At 64.2% G+C, this 21,250-nt stretch carries 24 protein-coding genes; 19 read left to right on the top strand and 5 right to left on the bottom strand.

The window, feature by feature from the left end:
• Positions 1-19 precede the first annotated feature (19 nt).
• The 11 genes from VPH47_RS16710 to VPH47_RS16660 all read left to right on the top strand — a co-directional run bounded on the left by VPH47_RS16710 (position 20) and on the right by VPH47_RS16660 (position 9,018).
• On the top strand, positions 20-1,300 hold the full coding sequence (locus VPH47_RS16710) for a three-Cys-motif partner protein TcmP (RefSeq protein ID WP_368851310.1): 1,281 nt from the start codon (positions 20-22) through the stop codon (positions 1,298-1,300).
• A gap of 200 nt (positions 1,301-1,500) precedes the next feature.
• Positions 1,501-2,295: an SDR family NAD(P)-dependent oxidoreductase gene (locus VPH47_RS16705; protein ID WP_368851309.1), complete on the top strand. Its 795-nt coding sequence runs from the start codon at positions 1,501-1,503 to the stop codon at positions 2,293-2,295.
• 27 nt (positions 2,296-2,322) lie between these two features.
• A complete protein-coding gene (locus VPH47_RS16700; protein ID WP_368851603.1) occupies positions 2,323-2,664 on the top strand; it encodes a carboxymuconolactone decarboxylase family protein in 342 nt (113 codons plus the stop codon).
• Between the two features lie 112 nt (positions 2,665-2,776).
• A complete protein-coding gene (locus VPH47_RS16695) occupies positions 2,777-3,340 on the top strand; it encodes a TetR/AcrR family transcriptional regulator (protein WP_368851308.1) in 564 nt (187 codons plus the stop codon).
• 111 nt (positions 3,341-3,451) lie between these two features.
• Positions 3,452-4,126, top strand: a complete 675-nt coding sequence (locus VPH47_RS16690; RefSeq protein WP_368851307.1) for a DsbA family oxidoreductase — start codon at positions 3,452-3,454, stop codon at positions 4,124-4,126.
• A 102-nt stretch (positions 4,127-4,228) separates the two neighbouring features.
• Positions 4,229-4,789, top strand: coding sequence for an OsmC family protein (locus VPH47_RS16685; RefSeq protein WP_368851306.1), 561 nt, complete (start codon positions 4,229-4,231; stop codon positions 4,787-4,789).
• Positions 4,790-4,866: 77 nt separating this feature from the next.
• On the top strand, positions 4,867-5,988 hold the full coding sequence (locus VPH47_RS16680; protein ID WP_368851305.1) for an alkene reductase: 1,122 nt from the start codon (positions 4,867-4,869) through the stop codon (positions 5,986-5,988).
• A gap of 42 nt (positions 5,989-6,030) precedes the next feature.
• Positions 6,031-6,360: a thioredoxin gene (gene trxA / locus VPH47_RS16675; RefSeq protein WP_368851304.1), complete on the top strand. Its 330-nt coding sequence runs from the start codon at positions 6,031-6,033 to the stop codon at positions 6,358-6,360.
• 58 nt (positions 6,361-6,418) lie between these two features.
• The gene (locus tag VPH47_RS16670) at positions 6,419-6,784 is read left to right on the top strand and encodes a thioredoxin family protein (protein ID WP_368851303.1); all 366 of its coding nucleotides are present in this window, start codon (positions 6,419-6,421) and stop codon (positions 6,782-6,784) included.
• Positions 6,785-6,891: 107 nt separating this feature from the next.
• A complete protein-coding gene (locus tag VPH47_RS16665; RefSeq protein WP_368851302.1) occupies positions 6,892-8,334 on the top strand; it encodes a dihydrolipoyl dehydrogenase in 1,443 nt (480 codons plus the stop codon).
• Positions 8,335-8,622: 288 nt separating this feature from the next.
• Positions 8,623-9,018, top strand: coding sequence for a nuclear transport factor 2 family protein (locus VPH47_RS16660; RefSeq protein WP_368851301.1), 396 nt, complete (start codon positions 8,623-8,625; stop codon positions 9,016-9,018).
• A gap of 104 nt (positions 9,019-9,122) precedes the next feature.
• On the opposite strand, the gene VPH47_RS16655 is transcribed toward VPH47_RS16660, so the two are convergent.
• From VPH47_RS16655 to VPH47_RS16640, 4 genes are read right to left on the bottom strand one after another with little or no spacing between them, the layout of a single operon-like run.
• A complete protein-coding gene (locus VPH47_RS16655; RefSeq protein ID WP_088024728.1) occupies positions 9,123-9,650 on the bottom strand; it encodes a Slp family lipoprotein in 528 nt (175 codons plus the stop codon).
• Entirely contained in the window at positions 9,647-11,596 is a 1,950-nt protein-coding gene (locus VPH47_RS16650) for a DUF3488 and DUF4129 domain-containing transglutaminase family protein (RefSeq protein ID WP_368851300.1), read from the bottom strand. The genes VPH47_RS16655 and VPH47_RS16650 overlap by 4 nt, the downstream gene beginning before the upstream one ends.
• Positions 11,589-12,503 carry a DUF58 domain-containing protein gene (locus VPH47_RS16645; protein ID WP_368851602.1) on the bottom strand — a complete coding sequence of 305 codons (915 nt, stop codon included), beginning with the start codon at positions 12,501-12,503 and terminating at the stop codon, positions 11,589-11,591. The genes VPH47_RS16650 and VPH47_RS16645 overlap by 8 nt, the downstream gene beginning before the upstream one ends.
• 32 nt (positions 12,504-12,535) lie before the next feature.
• A complete protein-coding gene (locus VPH47_RS16640) occupies positions 12,536-13,489 on the bottom strand; it encodes an AAA family ATPase (protein ID WP_368851298.1) in 954 nt (317 codons plus the stop codon).
• A 42-nt stretch (positions 13,490-13,531) separates the two neighbouring features.
• On the opposite strand from VPH47_RS16640, the gene VPH47_RS16635 reads away from it, so the two are divergent.
• Entirely contained in the window at positions 13,532-15,367 is a 1,836-nt protein-coding gene (locus VPH47_RS16635) for a glycosyltransferase family 39 protein (protein WP_153856511.1), read from the top strand.
• Positions 15,368-15,485: 118 nt separating this feature from the next.
• Here the strand turns inward: VPH47_RS16635 and VPH47_RS16630 are convergent, their stop codons facing one another.
• A complete protein-coding gene (locus VPH47_RS16630) occupies positions 15,486-16,055 on the bottom strand; it encodes a nucleoside triphosphate pyrophosphatase (protein ID WP_110711288.1) in 570 nt (189 codons plus the stop codon).
• A gap of 113 nt (positions 16,056-16,168) precedes the next feature.
• Here VPH47_RS16630 and VPH47_RS16625 point away from each other — a divergent pair, with 113 nt between their 5' ends.
• From VPH47_RS16625 to acpP, 7 genes are all read left to right on the top strand, one after another.
• Positions 16,169-16,678, top strand: a complete 510-nt coding sequence (locus VPH47_RS16625) for a YceD family protein (RefSeq protein WP_094001990.1) — start codon at positions 16,169-16,171, stop codon at positions 16,676-16,678.
• A gap of 107 nt (positions 16,679-16,785) precedes the next feature.
• The gene (rpmF, locus tag VPH47_RS16620) at positions 16,786-16,980 is read left to right on the top strand and encodes a 50S ribosomal protein L32 (protein WP_004154640.1); all 195 of its coding nucleotides are present in this window, start codon (positions 16,786-16,788) and stop codon (positions 16,978-16,980) included.
• Between the two features lie 91 nt (positions 16,981-17,071).
• Entirely contained in the window at positions 17,072-18,049 is a 978-nt protein-coding gene (locus tag VPH47_RS16615) for a beta-ketoacyl-ACP synthase III (RefSeq protein WP_368851297.1), read from the top strand.
• A 78-nt stretch (positions 18,050-18,127) separates the two neighbouring features.
• Positions 18,128-18,910: a serine/threonine protein phosphatase gene (locus VPH47_RS16610; protein ID WP_197611305.1), complete on the top strand. Its 783-nt coding sequence runs from the start codon at positions 18,128-18,130 to the stop codon at positions 18,908-18,910.
• A gap of 160 nt (positions 18,911-19,070) precedes the next feature.
• A complete protein-coding gene (fabD, locus tag VPH47_RS16605) occupies positions 19,071-20,015 on the top strand; it encodes an ACP S-malonyltransferase (RefSeq protein ID WP_032127764.1) in 945 nt (314 codons plus the stop codon).
• An 82-nt stretch (positions 20,016-20,097) separates the two neighbouring features.
• Positions 20,098-20,841 (top strand): 3-oxoacyl-ACP reductase FabG, encoded by a 744-nt coding sequence (fabG, locus tag VPH47_RS16600; RefSeq protein WP_110711292.1) that lies wholly within the window; start codon positions 20,098-20,100, stop codon positions 20,839-20,841.
• 152 nt (positions 20,842-20,993) lie between these two features.
• A complete protein-coding gene (gene acpP / locus VPH47_RS16595) occupies positions 20,994-21,233 on the top strand; it encodes an acyl carrier protein (RefSeq protein ID WP_005408313.1) in 240 nt (79 codons plus the stop codon).
• Positions 21,234-21,250 lie beyond the last annotated feature (17 nt).

The following is a 21,250-nucleotide window of genomic DNA, read 5'->3' as shown; positions in this document are numbered from 1 at the left end:
CAGCGGCCGCGAGGGATTCATGACAAGGAAGCACCACGACTACAGCAATGGGCCGAGCCTCATTGAGCCGCACAGCATCGCCAAGCACCAGGTACTGCAGACCTATCTTTCGGCCTATTTCCAAACGCTCGTCAGTTCGCCCAACCAGGACGAATTCCGTCTGACCTTGGTGGATGGGTTTGCCGGCGGCGGGGAATATCGTGATGGAGCCACCAATGAGATTCTTCCCGGATCGCCCCTCATCATGCTGGACGCGGTTCGGGAGGCGACGTTCGAACTGAACCGCGAGCGCAGGAAGCCAGTCAATCTCGACGTGAGTTACTTCTTTATCGAGAAAAAGCCAGAGACGGCCAGGTACTTGAAGAAGACGCTGACGGATAGAGGGTACGATGCTCTCTTCGACAGCAAGATTTTTTTGAGAAACAGCAGCTTTCTCGACAACATCGACGAGGTGATCAAGTTCATCCAGTCGAAGAGCCCGCGCAACGGCCGCTCGATCTTCCTGCTAGATCAGTATGCCTACCGTGATGTGCCAGTCCAGGTCGTGCGCCGAATTCTGCACACGCTGCCCCGTGCGGAAGTGATTTTGACCTTCGGCGTCGACTCCTTCATTAACTTCGCCAGTGACACGGGCCTGACGCAGAGCCTGCTCTCGCAGATCGGCATTCCCGATATGCTGCGCGGCCGCTCTATTGAAGAGATCAAGTCATCCGAGCGAGACTGGCGGCTGTTCATCCAAGGCAGCCTGTACAAGGAACTGGTGGGGCGATGCGGGGCCGAGTATTACACGCCGTTCTTCATTCGAAACCGCCAAGGATTTGGTGACTATTGGCTCATTCATATGTCGCAGCACCATCGGGCGCGCGATGTGATGACGCAGGTTCATTGGAAGCACAACAACTACTTCATTCACTACGGCGGCGCCGGCATCGATATGTTCGGCGCGGGCATGGTGGGCTACGACCCCACGTTCGATTCCAGCCGCAGTGGCCAAGGCGCTTTGGCATTCGAATTCGATGACGTAGCCCGCAACTCAAGCATCGACGCCTTGCTTGAGCAGATCCCCCGCTACGTCTATGCCCATGCCGACGGTGTGAGCTTCGGCGAGCTCTTCACAAAAACCTGCAATAGCTCGCCAGCCAGTGCCGATATCTATCGCGCTACGATCGAACGCCTGATCGAAGAACGCGTGATCGTGGCACGAAGCGAGCAGGACTCTACTCGGCGAGCTGCAGCACAGATCCGCTTCAGTGATCAGCTTCTTCCGCCAGATCAACGGTCGCTCTTTCTAGGCAGCTGACCCCAGCCTTCGTAGCGCCAAGCTCGTCCCGCCTCCGTCAGGGGTGGGGCTTGGCGCCAGCGCTGTTGTGCGCCAAAGCGACTTCGTCGCCCGGCCGGCCTTCCTGAACGCATTTACATGCACCCGCTTGACAACCTCATAGAACGCGCCCATATTCCAAACCTACTAGATGGTAGGCTATCACCCAAGAGGACGTTTCTATGGATACCAAGCAATTTGAAGGCCGCAAGCTCCTGGTTGTCGGCGGCACGAGCGGGATCGGTCTTGAGGTCGCCCGTATGGTGGCCGAGCAAGGTGGGGCTGTCGTGGTTATCGGCAATCGTCCCGAGAAGGCCGAAACGGCCCGTCAGGAACTGGCCTCGATCGCCGGTGAGCAGAAGGCGGCAGCCTACGCGTCGGACCTGTCCGACGCAGCGAGCGTGAAGTCGCTACTGGCCAAGCTCGCCGCTGAGCAAGGCGACATCGATTTGCTGGTCAACACCGCCGGCATCTACTACCCGAAGGCATTCCTGGAGCATTCCGCCGAGGACTACAACAACTTCCTCGACCTCAACCGCTCCCTGTTCTTCATTACCCAGCAGGTGGCCGCCTCGTTGGTCGCCCGGAAGAAGCCCGGCTCGGTCGTCAACGTAACCGCCGTGGCGGCCCGCCAGGCGATCGAAACGGTCCCGGCATCCGCCTATTCGATGGCGAAAATCGGTCTGGACGCCATGACCAGGCACGTGGCTGCAGAACTCGCCGAGCACGGTATCCGCGTCAACGCGGTCAGCCCGGCGATGGTGGAAACCAAGATCTTCGAGCGCTTCATCCCGGGCGATCAGCTGGGTAGTGCGCTGGATGGATTCAATGCCTTCCATCCCCTGGGCCGTAATGGCACGCCGCGGGATGTAGCCGAAACCGTCATTTTCCTCCTGTCGGACAAGGCCTCGTGGGTCACCGGCGCGGTTTGGGACGTCGATGGCGGCGTCATGGCAGCTCGCAAGCTCGGTAAATAACTTCCTCAATCCAGATAGGTGACTGAAATGGAAAAGAAATGGTTCGGAGAGCTGACGGCGGTGGTCAAGCGCGTCACTCGCTTCAACAAGGTGAATGCTCCCGTGGCGTCTGCGTTCCACAAGCTGGAAACCGCTACGCGGGAAGGCAACGTGCTCGACGCCAAGACGCATGAGCTGATTTCCCTGGCGGTGGCAGTGACCACGCGTTGTGATGGCTGCATCGCCGCTCACGCTGGCGCTGCCAAGCGTGCCGGGGCCAGCAAGGAAGAGGTGGCAGCTGCGCTGGGCACTGCGATCGCGCTGAATGCCGGAGCCGCCTACGTGTACTCCTCCCGCGCCTTCGAGGCGTTTGAGGAACTGGAAGCGTGATCGAGCCAGAGCTGCGTGGACAGCCATGCCAGCGCAGGTTCTTAAAGTAACGGTTGACTACCTACCTTGTGGTAGGTAGTCTGTTCGTAAATCGAAGTAGTCAGGAGACGTTATGGCCCTTGGAACACGTGATGCTCTGGTGCAGACCGCCGAGGCGCTGATGCGCACGAAGGGCTATGCCGCCTTCAGCTACGCAGACCTGGCTGAGACGGTGGGTATCCGCAAGCCAAGCATCCATCACCATTTTCCGACCAAGGAAGACTTGGGGACTGCCATCGTCGAGGAATACATCGAACGGGTGCGCGATGACTTTGCCCAGATCGAAGGCCAGCACGAAAGTGCCGTCGCTCGGTTGGAGGCATTTTTCAGGCTTTTCCGCGCCAGTTCGGACGGCGGGATGTTGCCCCTGTGTGGCGCGCTGGCGGCCGAAATGTCAGCGCTTCCGCTGGGCCTGCAGCAGCTCACGCAGCGGTTCTTCGACATGCAGTTGAAGTGGCTTGAAGCTGTCATGGAGCGGGGAATGGAGCGCGGTGAATTCCCGCGCGGATCAGGCGCCAAGCAGAAAGCCTTCGTCCTGTTGAGCCTGCTGGAAGGGTCCAGCTTCATCAACTGGGCGACCAAGGCCGGCGATCCGACCGATGATCGCATCGTCCGGCTCATAGTTCAGGACTCGTAAGCAATTTCGCCGACGCTGTTAGACAAGCCCTTGCGGGCAATCGCAGCGGTTCTATATTTGAATTCCAGACCTACCAACTAGACGGTAGTGTTACAGGTGCAGGAGAACCCGATGAAAAACGTCCATGTCGAAATTTGGTCCGACTACGTATGCCCGTGGTGCTGGATCGCTAAGCGACGCTTTGAACAGGCCGTGGTGTCGGTGGCTGGTCAGGTCGAAGTCGTAGTCACCAACAAGGCCTATCGCTTGGCCAAGGGAATGGCGCCGATGGACTACCAAACCGCGCTCTACCAGAAGCTCGGCGGTGCCCTTGGGGCTGATCGGATGATGGCTGCGGTCCGTGGGCAGGGGGTTGCCGAGGGGCTGGTCTACAACTTCGACACCATGCGTTTCGGCGACACCACTGCCGCGCATGCACTGGTCAAGAGCATTAGTTCGCCGGTTCTCGCACAGCTGATGAGTGAGCGGCTTTACAAGGCGGTAACAACCGACGGCCTCGACATTTTTGACCAGGCCGTCCTCGCCTCGTTGGCCAAAGAAGTCGGCGTGACCGACGCGCTCGAATTCGACCGCGTACGGGTCGCTTCCGAAATCGCTCGCGACGAGGCGGAGGCGAACAGCATCGCCAACGGCGTGCCGCTGTTCCTCCTCAACGGCAAGACATTCCTGTCTGGAGCGCGTGAGGCCGTCGTGTTCGAAAAGGCGCTTCGTGACGCAGCAGTCCATGTTCCGGTGGCTCCTGACGAAACCGAGGGCGAGAGCTGCGGCATCGACGGCTGCCACTGAGCACAACCAAAGCAATTTCCAATCCGGATCTGAGGCAGCGGCCCCATAGCCCCTCCGCAGGTCTTCCACGCGCCGAAAGCGCATTTAGAAAGGACCATTCAAATGACCAACAAACTCAACGGTATCGACGTCGCTGCCCTGCAGACATTTGCACAGGAAGTCGCCGCGACCACCGAGCCCGCAAAGCGCAGTGCCCGTTTCAACGTCAAGACGAAGTGGGAGAACCAGACCCGCACCGTGGCGACCGTGAGCCGCTACGCGATCCGCGGCGAGGAATACCAGCGCCACTTTGAAATTGCGGCGGATGAGCCGCTGGAATTCCTTGGCCAGAACACCGCGCCCAACCCCCAGGAACTGCTGATGGCCGCCCTCAACGCGTGCTTGTCGGTGGGCTATGCGGTCAATGCTGCCGCGATGGGCATCACCATCCACAGCCTGGAAATCGAGACCGATGGCGAGCTCGACCTACGTGGCGTCCTGGGCCTCGATGAGAGCGTCAACCCGGGCTACGACGAGGTGAGCTACGTGGTGCGACTGCACACCGATGGAACTCGCGAGCAGGTGGAAGAGCTGCACCGCAACGTGACCAGGACCTCGGTGAACTACGCCAACTTCTCCAAGGCAATCCGCATGGTTCCCAAGCTGGAAGTCCTGGAAGGCTAAGCCCGGAACCGTTCCCGCCACTGCATTTGCAACAGCGGCCCTGTATCGGGGCCGCGCCCCCAATCGAGAGACCCATCATGAGCAAGCTGTTTACCCCCTTCGATCTGTCTGGCCTGCAGTTGGCCAACCGCGTCGTCATGGCCCCGATGACCCGTACCCGCACGCCCGAGAACATCCCCAGCGATCTGACTGCGCTGTATTACGCCCAGCGTGCATCGGCAGGGCTGATCATCACCGAGGGCCTGCCCGTCTCCGACGAAGGTCGTGGCTACCTTTACACCCCCGGCCTCTACACCGATGAGCAGACAGAGGGCTGGCGCAAGGTCACCGATGCGGTCCACGCCAAGGGCGGCAAGATTTTCGCTCAGCTCTGGCACGTCGGCCGGCTGTCCCATGTCTCGTTGCAGCCGGGCAATGCCGCGCCGGTGTCTTCGGGCGAAGTCCCGGCGACCACCACGATGGTCTACGCATGGGTCGAGCCCGGCAAGGAAGGCCCGGTGCTGCCGAGCAAGCCGCGCGCCCTGACCACCGATGAGGTTAAACGAGTTATCCAGGACTTCGTCTCGTCGGCACGCCGGGCGATGGATGCAGGTTTCGACGGTGTCGAACTGATGGCCGCCAACGCGTTCCTGTTCGACCAGTTCCTGAGCAGCAAGCTCAACACCCGCACCGACCAGTACGGTGGGTCGATCGAGAACCGTCAGCGCCTGCTGCTGGAGACCATCGATGCGCTGGCTGCGGAAATCGGTGGCGATAAGGTTGGCGTGCGTGTTTCGCCGTTCGGCCGCATCTACGACATGGAAGCCTTCGAAGGCGAAGCCGAGACCTGGGCGAGTGTGGCAGCGGCCCTGAACGAACGGGAGTTGGCCTTCGTACACCTGAACTACCAGACCACGATTTCGGCGGCCGGTACGCCAGCTGGCTTCGGCGCCGCGTTCCGCAAGGCCTTCCAGGGCACGCTGATCGGCGCGGGCGGTTTCACCCAGGAGCTGGCCGAGACCGAGCTTGCCAAGGGCGAACTCGACCTGATCGCATTCGGCACCAACTTCATCTCCAACCCCGATCTGGTGGAGCGGATGAAGAATGGCTGGCCATTGGCCGAGCCGGACCGCTCGACCTTCTACGGCGTCATTGGCGCCAAGGGCTATACGGACTACCCGACCTACGATGCCGGCGGCAGTCGCGCCGCAATCGGTTGACCAATCATCGGCGCACACGCGCCCCAAAGATGAGGTTTTGACATGGCTACTCGCAGCACAACGACCTTCGATTTCGAGGACGACGTTATCCAGAGCAAGACACCGGTCCTGGTGGACTTCTGGGCACCGTGGTGCCCGCCCTGCCGGGCTATTGCTCCCTCCCTGGAGGAGATCTCCAACGAGCTCGAAGGCAAGCTCCAGGTGATCAAGGTCGATATCGACCAGAACCCAGAATTGGCTCAGCGTTTTGGGGTCCGATCCATCCCCACGTTGAAGGTTTTTGTGGACGGAAAAGTCGCCAAGGAGATTGTTGGCGCCATGCCCAAGCAGGCGCTGCAGGCGCAGATCGCGCCGTTCGTAGAGGGCGAGTAGGTCACAACCAAGCGGCCGGCCTCGATGGGGTCGGCCGCCCAAGCGAAGGGATACAGCGATGAACATGTCCGTGCCTGCTTGGGTCGGGAAAGTGGAAGAGCTGGACGCCACCGAGTTCAATCGCCTGGCCCGCTCCACCACAGATCCGCTCCTGCTTTACATCGGCGCTCCCTGGTGCCCTCCATGCAAAACCATGGGGCCGGCCTTTGATGCTGCAGCTGCAGCCATGGGTAACCAGGTTCGATTTCTCAAGGTGAATGCAGCGACCGACCCACAACTGCTGGATTCACTGAAAGTCGCGGCTGTGCCGATGCTCCTGCTCTACGACCAGCACGGCCAGGAACTGGGTAGGTTCTTGGGAGCGTTAACCGCATCGGGTATCTCGCGTTGGGTTCAGACACGGCTCGTTGAATCACACCAGTAGGCGTCAACGCCAATCACATCCCCGAACCGGCCTTGTGGATACCGGTTCAATCTCGGCCGCACAGCCCCACCCGCTACCGGGTATGGGCTGACGCCAAGGAGTTTCAGATGACTCGTATGAAGGTTGATGTGGCGATCATCGGTGCTGGCAGCGCCGGCATGACCGCCTACCGTGCGGCCAAGGCACACACCGATAGTGTGGTTGTCATTGAAGGCGGTGCTTACGGCACCACCTGCGCTCGGGTGGGCTGCATGCCGAGCAAGCTACTGATAAGCGCTGCCAATGCGGCCCACGCCTTGAAGATGGCCCCGAGCTTCGGCGTCAATCCGGGCGCGATCCAAGTCGATGGCCGGAAGGTGATGGATCGGGTCCGTAGCGAACGGGACCGCTTCGTGGGTTTCGTCGTGGAAACGGTCGAAGGGTGGCCGGAAGCGCACCGCCTGCGGGGCACAGCGAAATTTCTCTCGTCCCATGAGCTGCTTGTCGGATCGTCGACCATCGTCCAAGCCGATCGCATCGTCATCGCTACCGGCTCCAGCCCCTGTGTTCCGCACGGCTGGCGCGAAACCCTGGGCGACAGGCTGCTCATCAACGACGACGTTTTCGAGTGGAGTGATCTGCCTAGCTCGGTGGCAGTCGTCGGGACCGGCGTTATCGGACTTGAGCTGGCGCAGGCACTGCACCGGCTCGGCGTGAAGGTGCGCCTATACGGCCGTAGTCGCATCATCGGCCCGTTGACGGATTCAACCGTGGCGGCAGAGGCCACGCGCATCTTTTCCGAAGAAATACCTGTCAGCCTGGGAGTCACGATTTCGCCCTCGCTGACGCCGGATGGGCGTGTCTCGGTCATTTCAGGCGATGAGCATGGCGTTCGCTCCGCAGAGGAGTTCGATTACCTGATTGTCGCGACGGGGCGTCGTCCAAATACGTCTGGGCTTGATCTGGAGGTTGCCGGTATTGGACTGGACGCTTCCGGTCAGCCTGTTGTCGATCGCACCACCGGGCAGAGCACCCGCTCGCACATCTTTATTGCCGGCGACGCCAACGGTATGACGGAGATTCTTCATGAAGCCGCCGACGATGGTCGTATCGCAGGTGACAACGCGGGCCGTTACCCAATTGTGAGGCCTCGTCCCCGCAGAGCGCCGCTCGGCATCGTGTTCTCCGACCCGCAGATCGCCATGGTTGGCGCCTCGTTCCAGCAACTGAAGGCGGGCGGCCCGGCATTTGAGGTCGGTGAGGCCTCTTTCGCCGACCAGGGTCGAAGCCGGGTGATGCTGGAGAACCGCGGCATGATCCGCGTCTACGCCGACACGGCCACCGGGGTCTTCCTGGGCGCGGAAATGGTGGGACCGGCTGCCGAGCACATGGGTCACCTGCTGTCATGGAGCGTCCAGCGGCGAGATACCGTCCAGCAGATGATCGACAGCCCCTTCTATCACCCAGTCGTCGAGGAAGGTGTCCGCACCGCGTTGAGACACCTACAGCGAAAGCTGGTTCTACCGCCCCAGGCGCCGGAGAGCTGCTTGGACTGCGTGCCTGGTTCCTGAGCAACGATCACTCCCGGCTAAGGCTCCGGACGGCATGTTCCTCGACGCAAGTGTGAGGTGTGTAATAGACGGAAGCACCGCAGACTCCTTGCTAGACAAGCGCAGTGGTGATTTGCCAGTTGCCGGCGCCAGTGATAGGGTCACTTCATGGAATTTGTACGCGCCTTCACTTTGATTATTACCGCCCTCTATTGAAGGGTGGGTAGAGCACGTCTTACTTCCAGACAACGCAACCCGCCGCGAGGCGGGTTTTTGTTTTTCCGCTCGCGGCCATTTTTGGAGCCAAGAATGTCCGACCACCCCCTAAAGACCCTTATCGAAGCTGCAGACCGATCCATATCGGCTAAAGACTTCGACGGCCTGATGCGGTTTTACACAGATGACGCCACCCTAGTGGTGAAGCCTGACATGTACGCCAGAGGCAAAGATCAAATCAGGAGAGCATTCGAGGCAATCTCCGCTCATTTCGACGGCCAACTGAAGGTTCGCCAAGGGAAGATCGAAGTGATCGAGGGCGGGGACACGGCACTTGTTGTCATGGAAACATGGCTGGATACCGCTGGTGAAGACGGCTCTGCGACTTCGACGGTTCGCCGGGCTACCTACGTGTTTCGTAGAGAATCGTCAGGCAACTGGCTATGCGCCGTGGACAATTCATACGGCACTGCTCTGCTCGATAGCTGAACACGGCCCCGGTCTGAGATACAGATCGGGGACAGCATTTGACGTTCCTGATGGCGCTGACTGGGCAAGTGCGCCATCAGGACGTCATGCCTGTGCGGTGGCGATCACCACCAGCCCCAACGGCCGTAGCCGCCCCAGTACGGGCCGTACGGACCCGGGCCCCACGGGCCATAGGGGTAGGGCACCACGTCGACCTGGCGCTGTTCCGGCCACAGGTAGATCACATCGGCCGACAGCTTCGGCAGGCGGTAGTCGTAATCACCGATGCGGGTGTTCTGGTAGCCGTCGATCTTGCCGATGAAGGTCACGTCGCGGCCGGCCTCGAACACAGCCGGGTCGTAGAAGCCGGCACGGCAGGCGATGAAGCGGCCGTCGCTGGCGTCGGATGAAGTGGTATTCGGGCGGCCACTGCCATTGAGCGGGCGCGAGATGATCTGGAAGCAGGTCTCGCCCTGGCCGGGCTTGGTTTCGATGATGCGGCCGCCCCAACGGACCGGCGTGCCGACCTGCTGGGTGGCGACCGAGTCGCGCGGGGAGACCAGGCTGAACTGTCCCTGCAGCGGCTTGGGGGCCGTGGCGCAGGCCGACAGGGCCAGCGTGGCCACAGCGGTAAGAAGGAACTTGGTGTTCATGGGGAGGCTCCGGAAGTCGGGCGATGCCTGCGCAGGTCCCGCAATAATGAAGCGAGGTCGGTGCAAGTTCCAGCGTAACGCGCATCAGCGAAACGCTGGCTGAGCGCGAGCAGGGCGGGATCGGGGTGCTGGGCGTGCACCCGACGCGCCCAGTCCCCTGCGGTTTCATGCGGGGGCCGGGCCCACCCGAGGCGGGCATAGCGTCGGCCCAGTCCATGCCAGGCACGCAGCAGGGGATCGCGTTCGCGCTCGCCGCGGGCCAGCAGCCAGGCCATCCACGCCAGTGCCAGCAACGCAGCGACCACGAAGCCGGTGACCAGCTGTCCCGGCCCGAGCTCGTCCAGCCCGAATGGCTTGAGCAGTTGCTGCTGGCGGCGCGCATCGAAGGACAGCACCAGGTCGTTCCAGCCGCGGCGCAGCCAGTCGCCCATCTGCCCCAGCTGCAGCCAGCGCTGCTGCAACGGGCTGTCAGTGCCGGCCTGCAGGCGGTCGTCGAGGGTGTCGAGGATGCGTTCCGGTGCCACGGCGGCGGTGGGATCGATGCGCACCCAGCCACGCTGGGGCAGCCAGACCTCGGCCCAGGCGTGGGCGTCCATCCGGCGCACGACCCAGTAGTCGCCAAGGCGGTTGCGGGTGCCGCCGGCAAAGCCGGTCACCACGCGTGCCGGAATGCCGGCGTTGCGCATCAGCACCACGAAGGCGGCGCTGAAGTGTTCACAGAAGCCGGCCTTGTAGCCGAACAGGAACTCGTCGACCGGATCGCGTCCCGCCGGCGGCGTTTCCAGCGTGTAGGAGAAATCGGTGGTGATCCATTGCAGCGCGCGGCGGACGATGGCCTCGTCATCGCTGCCGGCGTCCTGCCGCCACTGATGGGCCAGGGTCGCCGTACGTGGATTGAAGCCGGCGGGCAGCTGCAGTGTGGCGCGGCGCAGGTAGGGCGACAGTGAGCTGTCGAAGCGTTGCGGTGGCGCCGAATGCAGTCGCCAGCGGCTGAGCGAGGCCAGCGAACGTTCACTGCTCAGGCTCATGTCCGCGTCCAGCGTACTGCCCGCAGGGGCACGGCTGGGCAGGTCCAGGGCCACCAGCTGGCGGCGGTCGGTGGGCTCGTAGTCGATCTGGTAGTCCCAGCCCTGCGCACCGGCATCGACCACTGCCGCGGGCCGTCGCGCGCTGGCCCGGTCGCGCGTCCAGCGCCGGCCATCGAAGGCGGTCAGTACCGGCCCGCGCCAATAGCGCTGCGCCGGCTCGGGCACGGCACCGAAGAACTGCACGCGCAGCGCCGGGGTGTCATCGGCCATCAGGTCCAGCCATTGGCCGGGTTCCATGCTGTCGGACAGCCCCGGTGTGCCGACAGCGCGCTCGGGAACGCCCCACAGCGGCGTTGCCAGGCGCGGGAACAGCCAGAAGCAGGCGAGTGCCAGTGGCAGGCCGATCGCCAGCAGGCGGCCGACCCCGCGCAGCTGCCCGCGCAGTGGCAGGCGGCCGGCATGGCCTTCATCCTGGGCCAGGCGTTGCAGGGCGAGCAGCGCGCTGACCCCGGCCAGCGCAGCCAGCGCCGTGGTCAGCGGCCCCTGATCAAGCAGGAATGCCGCAAACGGCGAGAACAGCGCGAAGCCGAGCAGGCTGCGCGCATCGCGCAGGCTGCGCAGTTCGCTGGATTTGATCGCCAGCATCGCCGCCAGCAGGGCGCAGCCGGTATCACGGCCGGGGCGCACCATGCCCATCTGCCAGATGATGGCGGCGAGCATGGCCAGCACCAGCAGCAGGCGCACCGGCATCGGCAACAGCGTTCGCCATGACAGGACCGCCGTGACGATTGCCGCCGCTGCGATCACGCCCGCCAACAGCGGTGGCAGCTGCAGCAGCAACGGCAACAGCGCCAGCGCCGCGCTGGCCAGGGTCCAGTTGCGGGTCGTGCGGTCGAGCAGGAGAGTGGGGTCAGTCATGCGGCATCAACGCCAGCGCACGCAGGCACAGGTGGTGGTGGCTGGCGCCCTGGCCGGGGCCGAAAGCAGGATGTGCTGGCAGCAGCAGGGTGTAGCGGCGGCCTTCGCGCTCGGCCATGTCCACCCAGCGTGCCAACCGCGCGATGCGTGCTTCATGGCCCAGCGGTGCCAGCGTGCGCCAGTCCAGAAGGACTTCGATGCCGATCGGCTTTTCATATTCGCGAACCAGCAGGCTGTCGCGGCGCGCCGAATGCTTCCAGGAAATGCTGCGCGGGGCATCGCCCGCGCGGTACGGCCGCAGCTGGTGCAGCTCTTCGCCGCTGGCATGGGCGCGGGTGTGCAGCGGATCGCTGCCGCTCTCCGGTAGCGTGGGGCTCAGTGCTTCGGCCAGTGGATAGACCAGCAGTGGCTGTTCCGGCCAGACCCACGACCATGCCCGCACCAGGCCCAGTGGCTGCGTGGTGGACAGGCGGATGCGCGGCAGCTCCAGCCAGCCGCGGCGTTCGCTGGGTACCTGCAGTTCCACTTCGCCGCGGCCGTGGGCAGGCAGCGAGGTCCAGGCCTCGCTGTCGCCCAGTTGCAGGTGCAGGCCGTGACGAGCACGGGGATCGCGCAGTGACAGGTCCACGCGCAGGCGCAGCGGCTGCCCGGCTGGAACCGGTTCGGCGGCGATCGCGTCGATCTGCACGCCGGACAGCTGCAGGTGCGCGGCGATGGCACTGGCGATTGCTGCGGCTGCCAACAGCAGGGCCAGCAGCAGTGCCGGGTTGTTGTTGTAGTTCAACGCGCCCAGCAGCATTGCTGCCAACAGGGTGGCGACGAACAGGCCGAAGCGGGTGGGCAGTACGTAGATGCGGTGGCGGTCCAGCCGCTGCGGCAGCGCTTCGGGCCTGCGCGGGCGAGCCATCAGCTGCAGTCGTGCCCAGCGCGTGGCCACGCTCAGTCGACCGCAACGGTCTGCAGGATCGCGCGTGCCAGTGCCGGTCCCGAGCTGGACTCGGCTTCCGCCACCAGTCGGTGACCGGCCACCGACACGAACAGGGTCTGCACGTCTTCGGGCACCACATGGCCGCGCCCCAGCAGCAGTGCATGTGCCTTGGCCGCGCGCAGCAGCGCCAGGCCCGCACGTGGTGACAGGCCCACGCGCACACCGGCATGCTGGCGGCTGCGGGTCAGCAGCGCCTGCACATAGTCGATCAGCGCGTCGCTGGCATGCACCTGGTTCACTGCGTCGCGCAGCGCGCGCACCTGGGTGTCATCCAGTTTCGGTACGGCACGCGCGATCAGGTCGCGGCGATCGGTGCCGCGCAGCAGCTCGCGCTCGGCCTGCGTGCTGGGGTAACCCATCGCCAGTCGCAGCAGGAAGCGGTCCAGCTGCGAATCCGGCAGCGGGAACGTGCCGGACAGATCCACCGGGTTCTGCGTAGCGATCACGAAGAAAGGATCGGGCAGGGCGTGGGTCTGTCCATCCAGGGTGACCTGTTGTTCGGCCATCGCCTCCAGCAGTGCGCTCTGCGTGCGTGGCGGCGCACGGTTGATCTCGTCGGCCAGCAGCACATGGGTGAACACCGGGCCCGGGTGGAACTGGAACTGGCGGCTGCCTGCTTCATACACCGAGACGCCGAGCACATCGGCGGGCAGCAGGTCGGAGGTGAACTGCACGCGCTGGAAGCCGAGGCCGAGGCTGCTGGCCAGTGCATGCGCCAGTGTGGTCTTGCCGAGGCCGGGCAGATCTTCGATCAGCAGATGGCCGCCGGAAAGCAGGGCGACGAAAGCCAGCCTGACTTCCGGCACCTTGCCCAGTACCAGTGCATTCACCTGATCCTGTGCCTCCCGCAGGGCCTGACGCAGTTGATCGGTTAGCATGCTGGGATTGGGGGACGAAGCTGTCATGATCGTCTCAGATCTGGAATCCACACGATTATCCATAGAGCAATGCAAGGCGAACAGCGCGCACGAACGATATTTCTCTGGTTATGGACGCTGGTCACAGCGGCCAAGCTGGTGGTCGCTGCGCGCCTGCCGCTGTTCGTCGATGAAGCGTTCTACTGGCAGGAAGGCCAGCACCTGGCGGCCGCGTATTCGGATCTGCCCGGGCTGACCGCATGGCTGGCACGGCTGGGCGTGGAGATCGGTGGCCATCATGTGCTTGCCCTGCGCCTGCCGTTCCTGGCCATCGGCGCGCTGCTGCCATTGCTGGTGGTGCGCACGGCCACGCGCTGGTTCGGCAATGTGGCCGGATGGCAGGCGGGCAGCCTCACGCTGCTGATGCCGTTGTCGGCGACGCTGGGCCTGCTGGCAGTGCCGGATGTGCCGATGGCGCTGGCGGCAGTGATCTGTCTGCACGCCGGCGCGCGGCTGCTGCACAACGTCGACGCATCGTCGGCGATGAAGCTCGCGCTGGGCCTGGCGATCGGTGCGCTCAGCCACTATCGCTTCATTGGTGTCATCGGCGTCGGCTTCATCGCGCTGCTGGCGCTGCCGCAGGGGCGGCGCATGCTGGGTGATCCACGCGTGTGGGTGGCACTGGCGGTGGGCGTGCTGGCATGGCTGCCGCTGCTGGCATGGAATGCAGACAATCACGATGCCGGCCTGAAGTTCCAGGTGGTCGAGCGCCATCCCTGGGCATTCGAGTGGGGGGGGCTGTGGTTCCTGGTGATCCAGCCGATGCTGGTCACCCCGATCCTGTGCATGGCGATGTGGAAGGTGGCGCTGGCCGGTACCCGCAGCGGCGGTGGCGCGCGCGTGCAGTGGCGCTACTTCGGGCTGGTGGGGGGCGTATCCACGCTGGGCATCTTCCTGCTGGGTTTCTTCACCGACGTCGAGCGCATCAGTTTCCACTGGCCGCTGCCGGGCTACCTGGCGTTGCTGGTGGCCGTGCCGGTGGTGCTCAACGGCTGGCCGCGCTGGCTGCGGCGCACCGGCTGGTGGCTGGCAGGCGCAGGCATGGTGCTCGCGTTCGGCTACTACCTGATGGCGTCCACGCCTTCGTTGCGCGAAGAGTTGGCGGGCAGCAAGTACTACCCGCGCAATTTCGCCGGCTGGCAGCCGTTGGCGGTCGCCGTGCACGACGAGTTGCGCCAGATGCCGGAGGGAACGCGCGTGCTGGCGGGCAACTTCAAGGTTGGCGCCGAACTTGGGTTCCAGCTTGGCAACGGGAATATTGAAGTGTTGCCGCATCCGCTCAATGACAAGCATGGACGCACCGCGCAGCTCGCGCAGTGGGGCTTGTTGCATGAAGGCGAGCGCACGGTGCCGATGCTGTTGGTCCTGTCGCCCAGTGATCAGCGCTATCGCGAACTGCTTGAGCGCTATCACGCCATCTGCGAGCAGGTGGGGCCATTGCCCGCGCCGCGGGTGGTCAGCAGCGACCATGGGTTCCAGCGTTTCCTGCTGTTCCGGTTGCCGGTGCAGCGGGCAACCGGGCCGTGTGTGACCCCGGCGATGGCCTGGCTGGATGCACCCGCCAATGGCGAGACGGTGTCCGGCATGTTCGCGATCAAGGGCTGGGCGTTCAAGGACGGTGTCGGTCTTGCACGGGTTGAAGTGCTGGTGGATGGCCGCTCGATCGGTGATGCGCGCTATGGACGCGCCTTCGATGTGCGCCAGACCTGGCCGGACAGCACCGACCCGCAGCATCCCGCAGTCGGCTTCGATGCCTCATTGGACACGACGACGCTGGCACCAGGGCGGCATTGGCTGGGCCTGCGCCTGTACGGCCGCGATGGCAGCGTGGAGGCGTGGCAGGAGCAGCCGTTCGAGGTTCGTTGACGCCTGCTTTTGTGGAGTCGAGCCATGCTCGACTGCTTTTCCCGGGCCACCTGCCATCTACAGCAGAAGCAGTCGAGCATGGCTCGACTCTACAGTTCAAGGTGGTGCACCCCGCAGTTCAGGGCACCGCGAAACCTGCCTTGCGCAGCAGTCCGCACACCGCGATCAACGGCAGGCCGACCAGCGCGGTCGGGTCGCGGTTGTCGATCGCTTCGAACAGGCTGATGCCCAGGCCCTCGCATTTGAAGCTGCCAGCGCAGTCCAGCGGCTGTTCGGCGGCGACATAGCGGGCGATCTCATCCCGTTCCAGCGCGCGGAAACGCACTTCGGTCAGGTCGATGGCCGTAAACGAATCTCCATCGCGGCTGAGACAGACGGCCGTATGGAAGCGCACGGTCTGCCCGGCCATCGCCGCCAGCTGAGCATGGGCGGCCTCGACCGTGCCGGGCTTGCCCAGCGACTGCCCGTTCAGGTCGGCCACCTGGTCCGAGCCGATCACCCAGGCGCCCGGATGGCGGGCAGCCACCTCGGCGGCCTTGGCCGCAGCCAGGCGCGTGGCCAGAGCCTGCGGGGCCTCGCCGTTCAACGGGGTTTCATCCACCTCCGGGCGGGCGCAGTCGAACGGCAGGCCCAGCCGTTGCAGCAGTTCGCGGCGGTAGCGGGAGGTGGAGGCCAGGACCAGTGACATGCGACAATACCGGGGCAGGGCGCGGCAGTCTGGCCCGTCCGCAGCGCCAGCGGCAAGTCCTGTATGGCGGGCATTTGACAGCCGCCGCCCCGATCCTTAGTATTCAGCGGCTTATGTCCGCGAACGTGCCCGAAACGCTGGATGCCTGGCGGATGGTTGTAGCGCGAAGGCGCTTCGACGGTCAGGTCTCCCTGGCTGAATTGACCCGCCTGCAGGGGTTGGTCGCAGATACCGACGGCGAGTGTGCCTACTCGCTTGAATTCGGTCGCGACGACGTCTTGCGGGTATCCTATGTGGAACTGACCATCGACACCGCGTTGCCGCTGACCTGTCAGCGCAGCATGCAGCGATTCCTGTTGCCGGTGAAGGTGACCCAGAGGCTTGGCCTGATCCGCGACGAGGACGAGGAATCGTCCTTGCCGGAGGAATACGAGGCGTTGCTGGTGCCGGAAGACGGCCAGCTGCGTCCGTTGGACCTGGTCGAGGATGAGTTGGTGCTGGCAGTGCCGGTTGTACCGCTGTCGCCCGATGGCGAAGCAGTCGACAAGGACTGGGCGCCGAGCGAAGAAGAAACGAAGAAGGCCAACCCGTTTGCGGCGTTGGCGGCACTGAAGAAACAATAGCAGCCGGATTGTCGTCGGCGGCTGCGGCGAAAGCGAAAGTGTGCTGGGCGCTGGCGTCCTGCGCGACGATACGACGAAGCAAAACGAACCGAGTTTGGAGCAATCCCATGGCTGTGCAGAAATCCCGTGTCACCCCGTCCCGCCGCGGCATGCGTCGTGCCCATGACGCCCTGAGCGCCAAGCAGCTGTCGACCGACCCGACCACCGGCGAAGTGCACCTGCGTCACCACATCACTGCCGATGGTTTCTACCGCGGCAAGAAGGTCATCCAGACCAAGACCTCGGCCGTCGAAGAAGATTGATGTGCCGGGAAGGCCGCTGCCTCCGGGCAGCGGCCTTTGCCTTCTTTCCCGGGCGTGCCGGTGATCGGCGGCCCGCGCAACAGGAAACATGATGAGCAAGCGGATCTACTCGAGGATCGCGGGCACCGGTAGCTATTTGCCGGAAAAAGTCCTGACCAACGCCGACCTGGAAAAAATGGTCGAAACCTCGGATGAGTGGATCCAGTCGCGCACCGGAATTCGTGAACGGCACATTGCGGCCGAAGGCGAAACCACCAGCGACCTTGGCTACAACGCCGCCCTGCGCGCGCTTGAAGCCGCAGGCATCGATGCCTCGCAGCTCGACATGATCGTGGTCGGTACGACCACGCCTGACCTCATTTTCCCGTCCACCGCGTGCCTGATCCAGGCAAAGCTCGGTGTGGCCGGATGCCCCGCCTTCGACGTCAACGCCGCCTGCTCGGGTTTCGTGTTCGCGCTGGGCGTGGCCGACAAGTTCATCCGTTCCGGCGACTGCAAGCACGTGCTGGTGATCGGCACTGAAACGTTGACCCGCATGGTCGACTGGAACGATCGCACCACCTGCGTGCTGTTCGGCGATGGCGCCGGCGCCGTCGTGCTCAAGGCCGACGAAGAAACCGGCATCCTCAGCACCCACCTGCATGCCGATGGCAGCAAGAAGGAACTGTTGTGGAACCCGGTCGGTGTCTCGGCCGGCTTCAAGGATGGCGCCAACGGTGGCGGCACCATCAACATGAAGGGCAACGACGTGTTCAAGTACGCCGTCAAGGCGCTGGACTCGGTCGTGGACGAGACCCTGGCCGCCAATGGCCTGGACAAGTCCGACCTGGATTGGCTGATTCCGCACCAGGCCAACCTGCGCATCATCGAAGCCACCGCCAAGCGCCTGGACATGTCGATGGACCAGGTGGTGGTCACCGTCGACAAGCACGGCAACACCTCGTCGGGCTCGGTGCCGCTGGCGCTGGATGCCGCCGTGCGTTCCGGCAAGGTCGAGCGCGGCCAGCTGCTGCTGCTGGAAGCCTTCGGTGGCGGCTTCACGTGGGGTTCGGCCCTGTTGCGCTATTGATAGTGCAAGTTACGACAACGTGAAGCTTTGTCGTTACGGCCCCTCTGGGGCCGTAACGCGTTTTAAGGAGGACCTGTCATGGTTGAGCCCATCGTCATCGAAGGGCAACGTGCCTGGCTGAAGCAGTACGGCAAGGGAAGCCGAGCAGTGGCCCTGGGCCTGCTCAATTTTGTTGCCCGCCGTTTCCATCTCGATGCCCTGCGCCCGCCACCGCACCGCGGCGGTGATGCAGCGCGCGAAACCGAAGCCCGTCGCCTGGGGGAACTGCAGGCGCAGGGCGTGAACGTGCCCGACGTGCTGGGCACCGGCCATGCCGCGCTGGTGATCGGCGACAACGGCAATTCGTTCAATACCTGCCTGCGCCAGGCCGATGAGGCCGGTCGCGACCGGCTGGTGATGGCGGCGATGCAGGCCATTGCCGAGGCTCATGGACGCGGCGCTTATTTCGGCCAGCCGCTGCCGCGCAACCTCACCTGGGATGGGCAGCAGGTGGGCTTCATCGACTTCGAGGAAGATCCGCTGGAAGTGATGGATCTGTCCGAAGCCCAGGCCCGCGACTGGCTGATGTTCGGCTACGGCGTGGCCAAGTACTACGCCGACCGCCCCGAGCACCTGCAGGCGATGATGGCCGAGGCGATGGGCGACGTTCAGGCGCCGGTACGCGAGCACGTGCACGCGGTCAGTGGTCGCCTGCGCAGCCTCGCCCGGGTCTGCATGAAGCTGGGCCGTTCGGCGCGCGCGCTGGCCCATTCGATCTTCATCACCCATGGCGCCAGCACCACCGGCGTGCTGATGCTGGTGGGCCTGTGCGTGGATTTCCTCGCCGACGGGCACCTGGACGTGCTGGAGCTGTTCTGCTGATGGCTGATAGGGGTCAGATCCCTTTTCCGCAGGAAAAGGGATCTGACCCCGTTGCGCTTGCCCGGCCACCCACCATACGCGTGCATACGCGCACGTACAGACGACACGGCATGTTCCCCCTTATCATGGCCCGCTTCGATTGCAACAAGCGGATGACCGCGTGACCGTATCCACCCTCGCTTTTGTCTTCCCCGGCCAGGGCTCGCAGTCTGTGGGCATGGTGGCCGAGCTGGCCGAACTGCACCCGCAGGTGCGTGAAGCCTTCACCGAGGCATCCGATGGTGCCGGCGTCGACCTGTGGGCGCTGTCCCAGGGCGGCCCGGAGGAAATGCTGAACCGTACCGAATACACCCAGCCGGCCCTGCTGGCCGCAAGCATCGGCGTGTGGCGCGCCTGGAACGCCGTGGGCGGTCCGCGCCCGTCGGTGCTGGCCGGTCACAGCCTGGGCGAGTACACCGCGCTGGTCGCGGCTGGCGCGTTGAGCCTGCATGACGGTGCGCACCTGGTGCGCCTGCGTGGCCAGCTGATGCAGGAAGCCGCACCGGCCGGTGTCGGCGCCATGGCCGCCGTGCTCGGCGCCGAAGACCAGCTGGTGCTGGACGTCTGCGCTGAAGCGGCAGGCAGCCAGGTGGTGGTGCCGGCCAACTTCAACTCGCCGGGCCAGATCGTGATCGGTGGCGACGCCGATGCGGTTGACCGTGCGCTGGCACTGCTGGCCGAGAAGGGCGTGCGCAAGGCGGTCAAGCTGGCCGTCAGCGTGCCCTCGCACACCCCGCTCATGCGCGAAGCCGCCAACCGCCTGGCTGAAGTGATGGCCGGCCTGGCCTGGCAGGCACCGCAGCTGCCGGTGGTGCAGAACGTTGACGCCAAGGTGCATGACGGCATCGACGCGATCCGTACCGCGCTGGTCCAGCAGCTGTACCAGCCGGTGCAGTGGACCGGGTGCGTGCAGGCACTGGCCGGCCGTGGCGTCACCCGGATCGCCGAGTGCGGCCCTGGCAAGGTGCTGACCGGCCTGGTCAAGCGCATCGACAAGGCTATCGACGGCCGTTCGTTGGCCACGCCGGGCGACTTCGAAGCTGCCCGCGAGGCATGGTCGGCCTGATCCCCCTTGTTCCTGCCGACCGTACCGGTGGCCGCTGCACGCGGCACGGGTGCGGCGGCCGCCCCAGCCTGAGGAAAACATCATGAGCAAGCCCCTGCAGGGTGAAATCGCACTGGTCACCGGTGCCAGCCGTGGCATTGGTGCCGCCATCGCCGATCTGCTGGCCGCCCAGGGCGCCACCGTCATCGGCACCGCCACCACCGAATCCGGCGCCGCTGCGATCGGTGAGCGCCTGGCTGCCCACGGCGGCCACGGCCGCGCGCTGAACGTCACCGACGTGGCTGCGCTGGACAGCGTGCTGGACGGCATCGCCAAGGAATTCGGCCCGATCTCGATCCTGGTCAACAATGCCGGCATCACCCGCGACAACCTGCTGATGCGCATGAAGGACGAGGACTGGGCGTCGATCATCGACACCAACCTGACCAGCGTGTTCCGCACCAGCAAGGCGGTGATGCGCGGCATGATGAAGGCGCGCAAGGGCCGCATCATCAACATCGCTTCGGTGGTGGGCGTGACCGGCAATGCCGGCCAGGCCAACTACGCGGCCGCCAAGGCCGGCATCATCGGCTTCAGCAAGTCGCTGGCCAAGGAAATCGGTTCGCGCGGTGTCACCGTCAATGTTGTCGCACCTGGCTTCATCGACACCGACATGACCAAGGCGTTGCCGGAAGAAGCGCGTACCGCGCTGATCAACGACATCGCCCTCGAACGCCTGGGTTCGCCGGAAGACATCGCCCATGCGGTGGCGTTCCTGGCCAGCCCGGCTGCCGGTTACATCACCGGTGAAACCCTCCATGTGAACGGCGGCATGTACATGCCGTAAGCAAGGGGCGCAGGGATTGCGCCGCAAGTGGTTGATCTGCCGGGTTTTTTGCTGCGATGCAAGGCCGCGCCGGTTTCCACTACACTATCCCACGGCCATCGCCTTTGATGGCGACCACTTTTGAACCACAACTCCATCTGGAGCGAGATCCCATGAGCACCATCGAAGAACGCGTCAAGAAAATCGTCGTCGAACAGCTTGGCGTCAAGGAAGAAGAAGTCACCAACAGCGCATCGTTCGTCGATGACCTGGGCGCTGACTCGCTGGACACCGTCGAGCTGGTGATGGCCCTGGAAGAAGAATTCGAGTGCGAGATCCCGGACGAAGAAGCCGAGAAGATCAGCACCGTGCAGGCCGCCATCGACTACGTCAAGGCCCACGTCAAGGCCTGATGTCAGACGGCAGTGCG

Source organism: Stenotrophomonas sp. WED208, assembly GCF_040984485.1.
GTDB lineage: Bacteria > Pseudomonadota > Gammaproteobacteria > Xanthomonadales > Xanthomonadaceae > Stenotrophomonas > Stenotrophomonas riyadhensis.
The sequence above is the reverse complement of the archived record's forward strand: the minus strand, read 5'-3'. Positions and strand labels throughout refer to the sequence as shown.

Bases quoted from the DNA above. Each gene is read 5' to 3' on its own strand.
- VPH47_RS16710 (WP_368851310.1), top strand. From the start codon at position 20: ATGACAAGGAAGCACCACGACTACAGCAATGGGCCGAGCCTCATTGAG.
- VPH47_RS16705 (WP_368851309.1), top strand. From the start codon at position 1,501: ATGGATACCAAGCAATTTGAAGGCCGCAAGCTCCTGGTTGTCGGCGGC.
- VPH47_RS16700 (WP_368851603.1), top strand. From the start codon at position 2,323: ATGGAAAAGAAATGGTTCGGAGAGCTGACGGCGGTGGTCAAGCGCGTC.
- VPH47_RS16695 (WP_368851308.1), top strand. From the start codon at position 2,777: ATGGCCCTTGGAACACGTGATGCTCTGGTGCAGACCGCCGAGGCGCTG.
- VPH47_RS16690 (WP_368851307.1), top strand. From the start codon at position 3,452: ATGAAAAACGTCCATGTCGAAATTTGGTCCGACTACGTATGCCCGTGG.
- VPH47_RS16685 (WP_368851306.1), top strand. From the start codon at position 4,229: ATGACCAACAAACTCAACGGTATCGACGTCGCTGCCCTGCAGACATTT.
- VPH47_RS16680 (WP_368851305.1), top strand. From the start codon at position 4,867: ATGAGCAAGCTGTTTACCCCCTTCGATCTGTCTGGCCTGCAGTTGGCC.
- trxA (WP_368851304.1), top strand. From the start codon at position 6,031: ATGGCTACTCGCAGCACAACGACCTTCGATTTCGAGGACGACGTTATC.
- VPH47_RS16670 (WP_368851303.1), top strand. From the start codon at position 6,419: ATGAACATGTCCGTGCCTGCTTGGGTCGGGAAAGTGGAAGAGCTGGAC.
- VPH47_RS16665 (WP_368851302.1), top strand. From the start codon at position 6,892: ATGACTCGTATGAAGGTTGATGTGGCGATCATCGGTGCTGGCAGCGCC.
- VPH47_RS16660 (WP_368851301.1), top strand. From the start codon at position 8,623: ATGTCCGACCACCCCCTAAAGACCCTTATCGAAGCTGCAGACCGATCC.
- VPH47_RS16655 (WP_088024728.1), bottom strand. From the start codon at position 9,650: ATGAACACCAAGTTCCTTCTTACCGCTGTGGCCACGCTGGCCCTGTCG.
- VPH47_RS16650 (WP_368851300.1), bottom strand. From the start codon at position 11,596: ATGACTGACCCCACTCTCCTGCTCGACCGCACGACCCGCAACTGGACC.
- VPH47_RS16645 (WP_368851602.1), bottom strand. From the start codon at position 12,503: ATGGCTCGCCCGCGCAGGCCCGAAGCGCTGCCGCAGCGGCTGGACCGC.
- VPH47_RS16640 (WP_368851298.1), bottom strand. From the start codon at position 13,489: ATGACAGCTTCGTCCCCCAATCCCAGCATGCTAACCGATCAACTGCGT.
- VPH47_RS16635 (WP_153856511.1), top strand. From the start codon at position 13,532: ATGCAAGGCGAACAGCGCGCACGAACGATATTTCTCTGGTTATGGACG.
- VPH47_RS16630 (WP_110711288.1), bottom strand. From the start codon at position 16,055: ATGTCACTGGTCCTGGCCTCCACCTCCCGCTACCGCCGCGAACTGCTG.
- VPH47_RS16625 (WP_094001990.1), top strand. From the start codon at position 16,169: ATGTCCGCGAACGTGCCCGAAACGCTGGATGCCTGGCGGATGGTTGTA.
- rpmF (WP_004154640.1), top strand. From the start codon at position 16,786: ATGGCTGTGCAGAAATCCCGTGTCACCCCGTCCCGCCGCGGCATGCGT.
- VPH47_RS16615 (WP_368851297.1), top strand. From the start codon at position 17,072: ATGAGCAAGCGGATCTACTCGAGGATCGCGGGCACCGGTAGCTATTTG.
- VPH47_RS16610 (WP_197611305.1), top strand. From the start codon at position 18,128: ATGGTTGAGCCCATCGTCATCGAAGGGCAACGTGCCTGGCTGAAGCAG.
- fabG (WP_110711292.1), top strand. From the start codon at position 20,098: ATGAGCAAGCCCCTGCAGGGTGAAATCGCACTGGTCACCGGTGCCAGC.
- acpP (WP_005408313.1), top strand. From the start codon at position 20,994: ATGAGCACCATCGAAGAACGCGTCAAGAAAATCGTCGTCGAACAGCTT.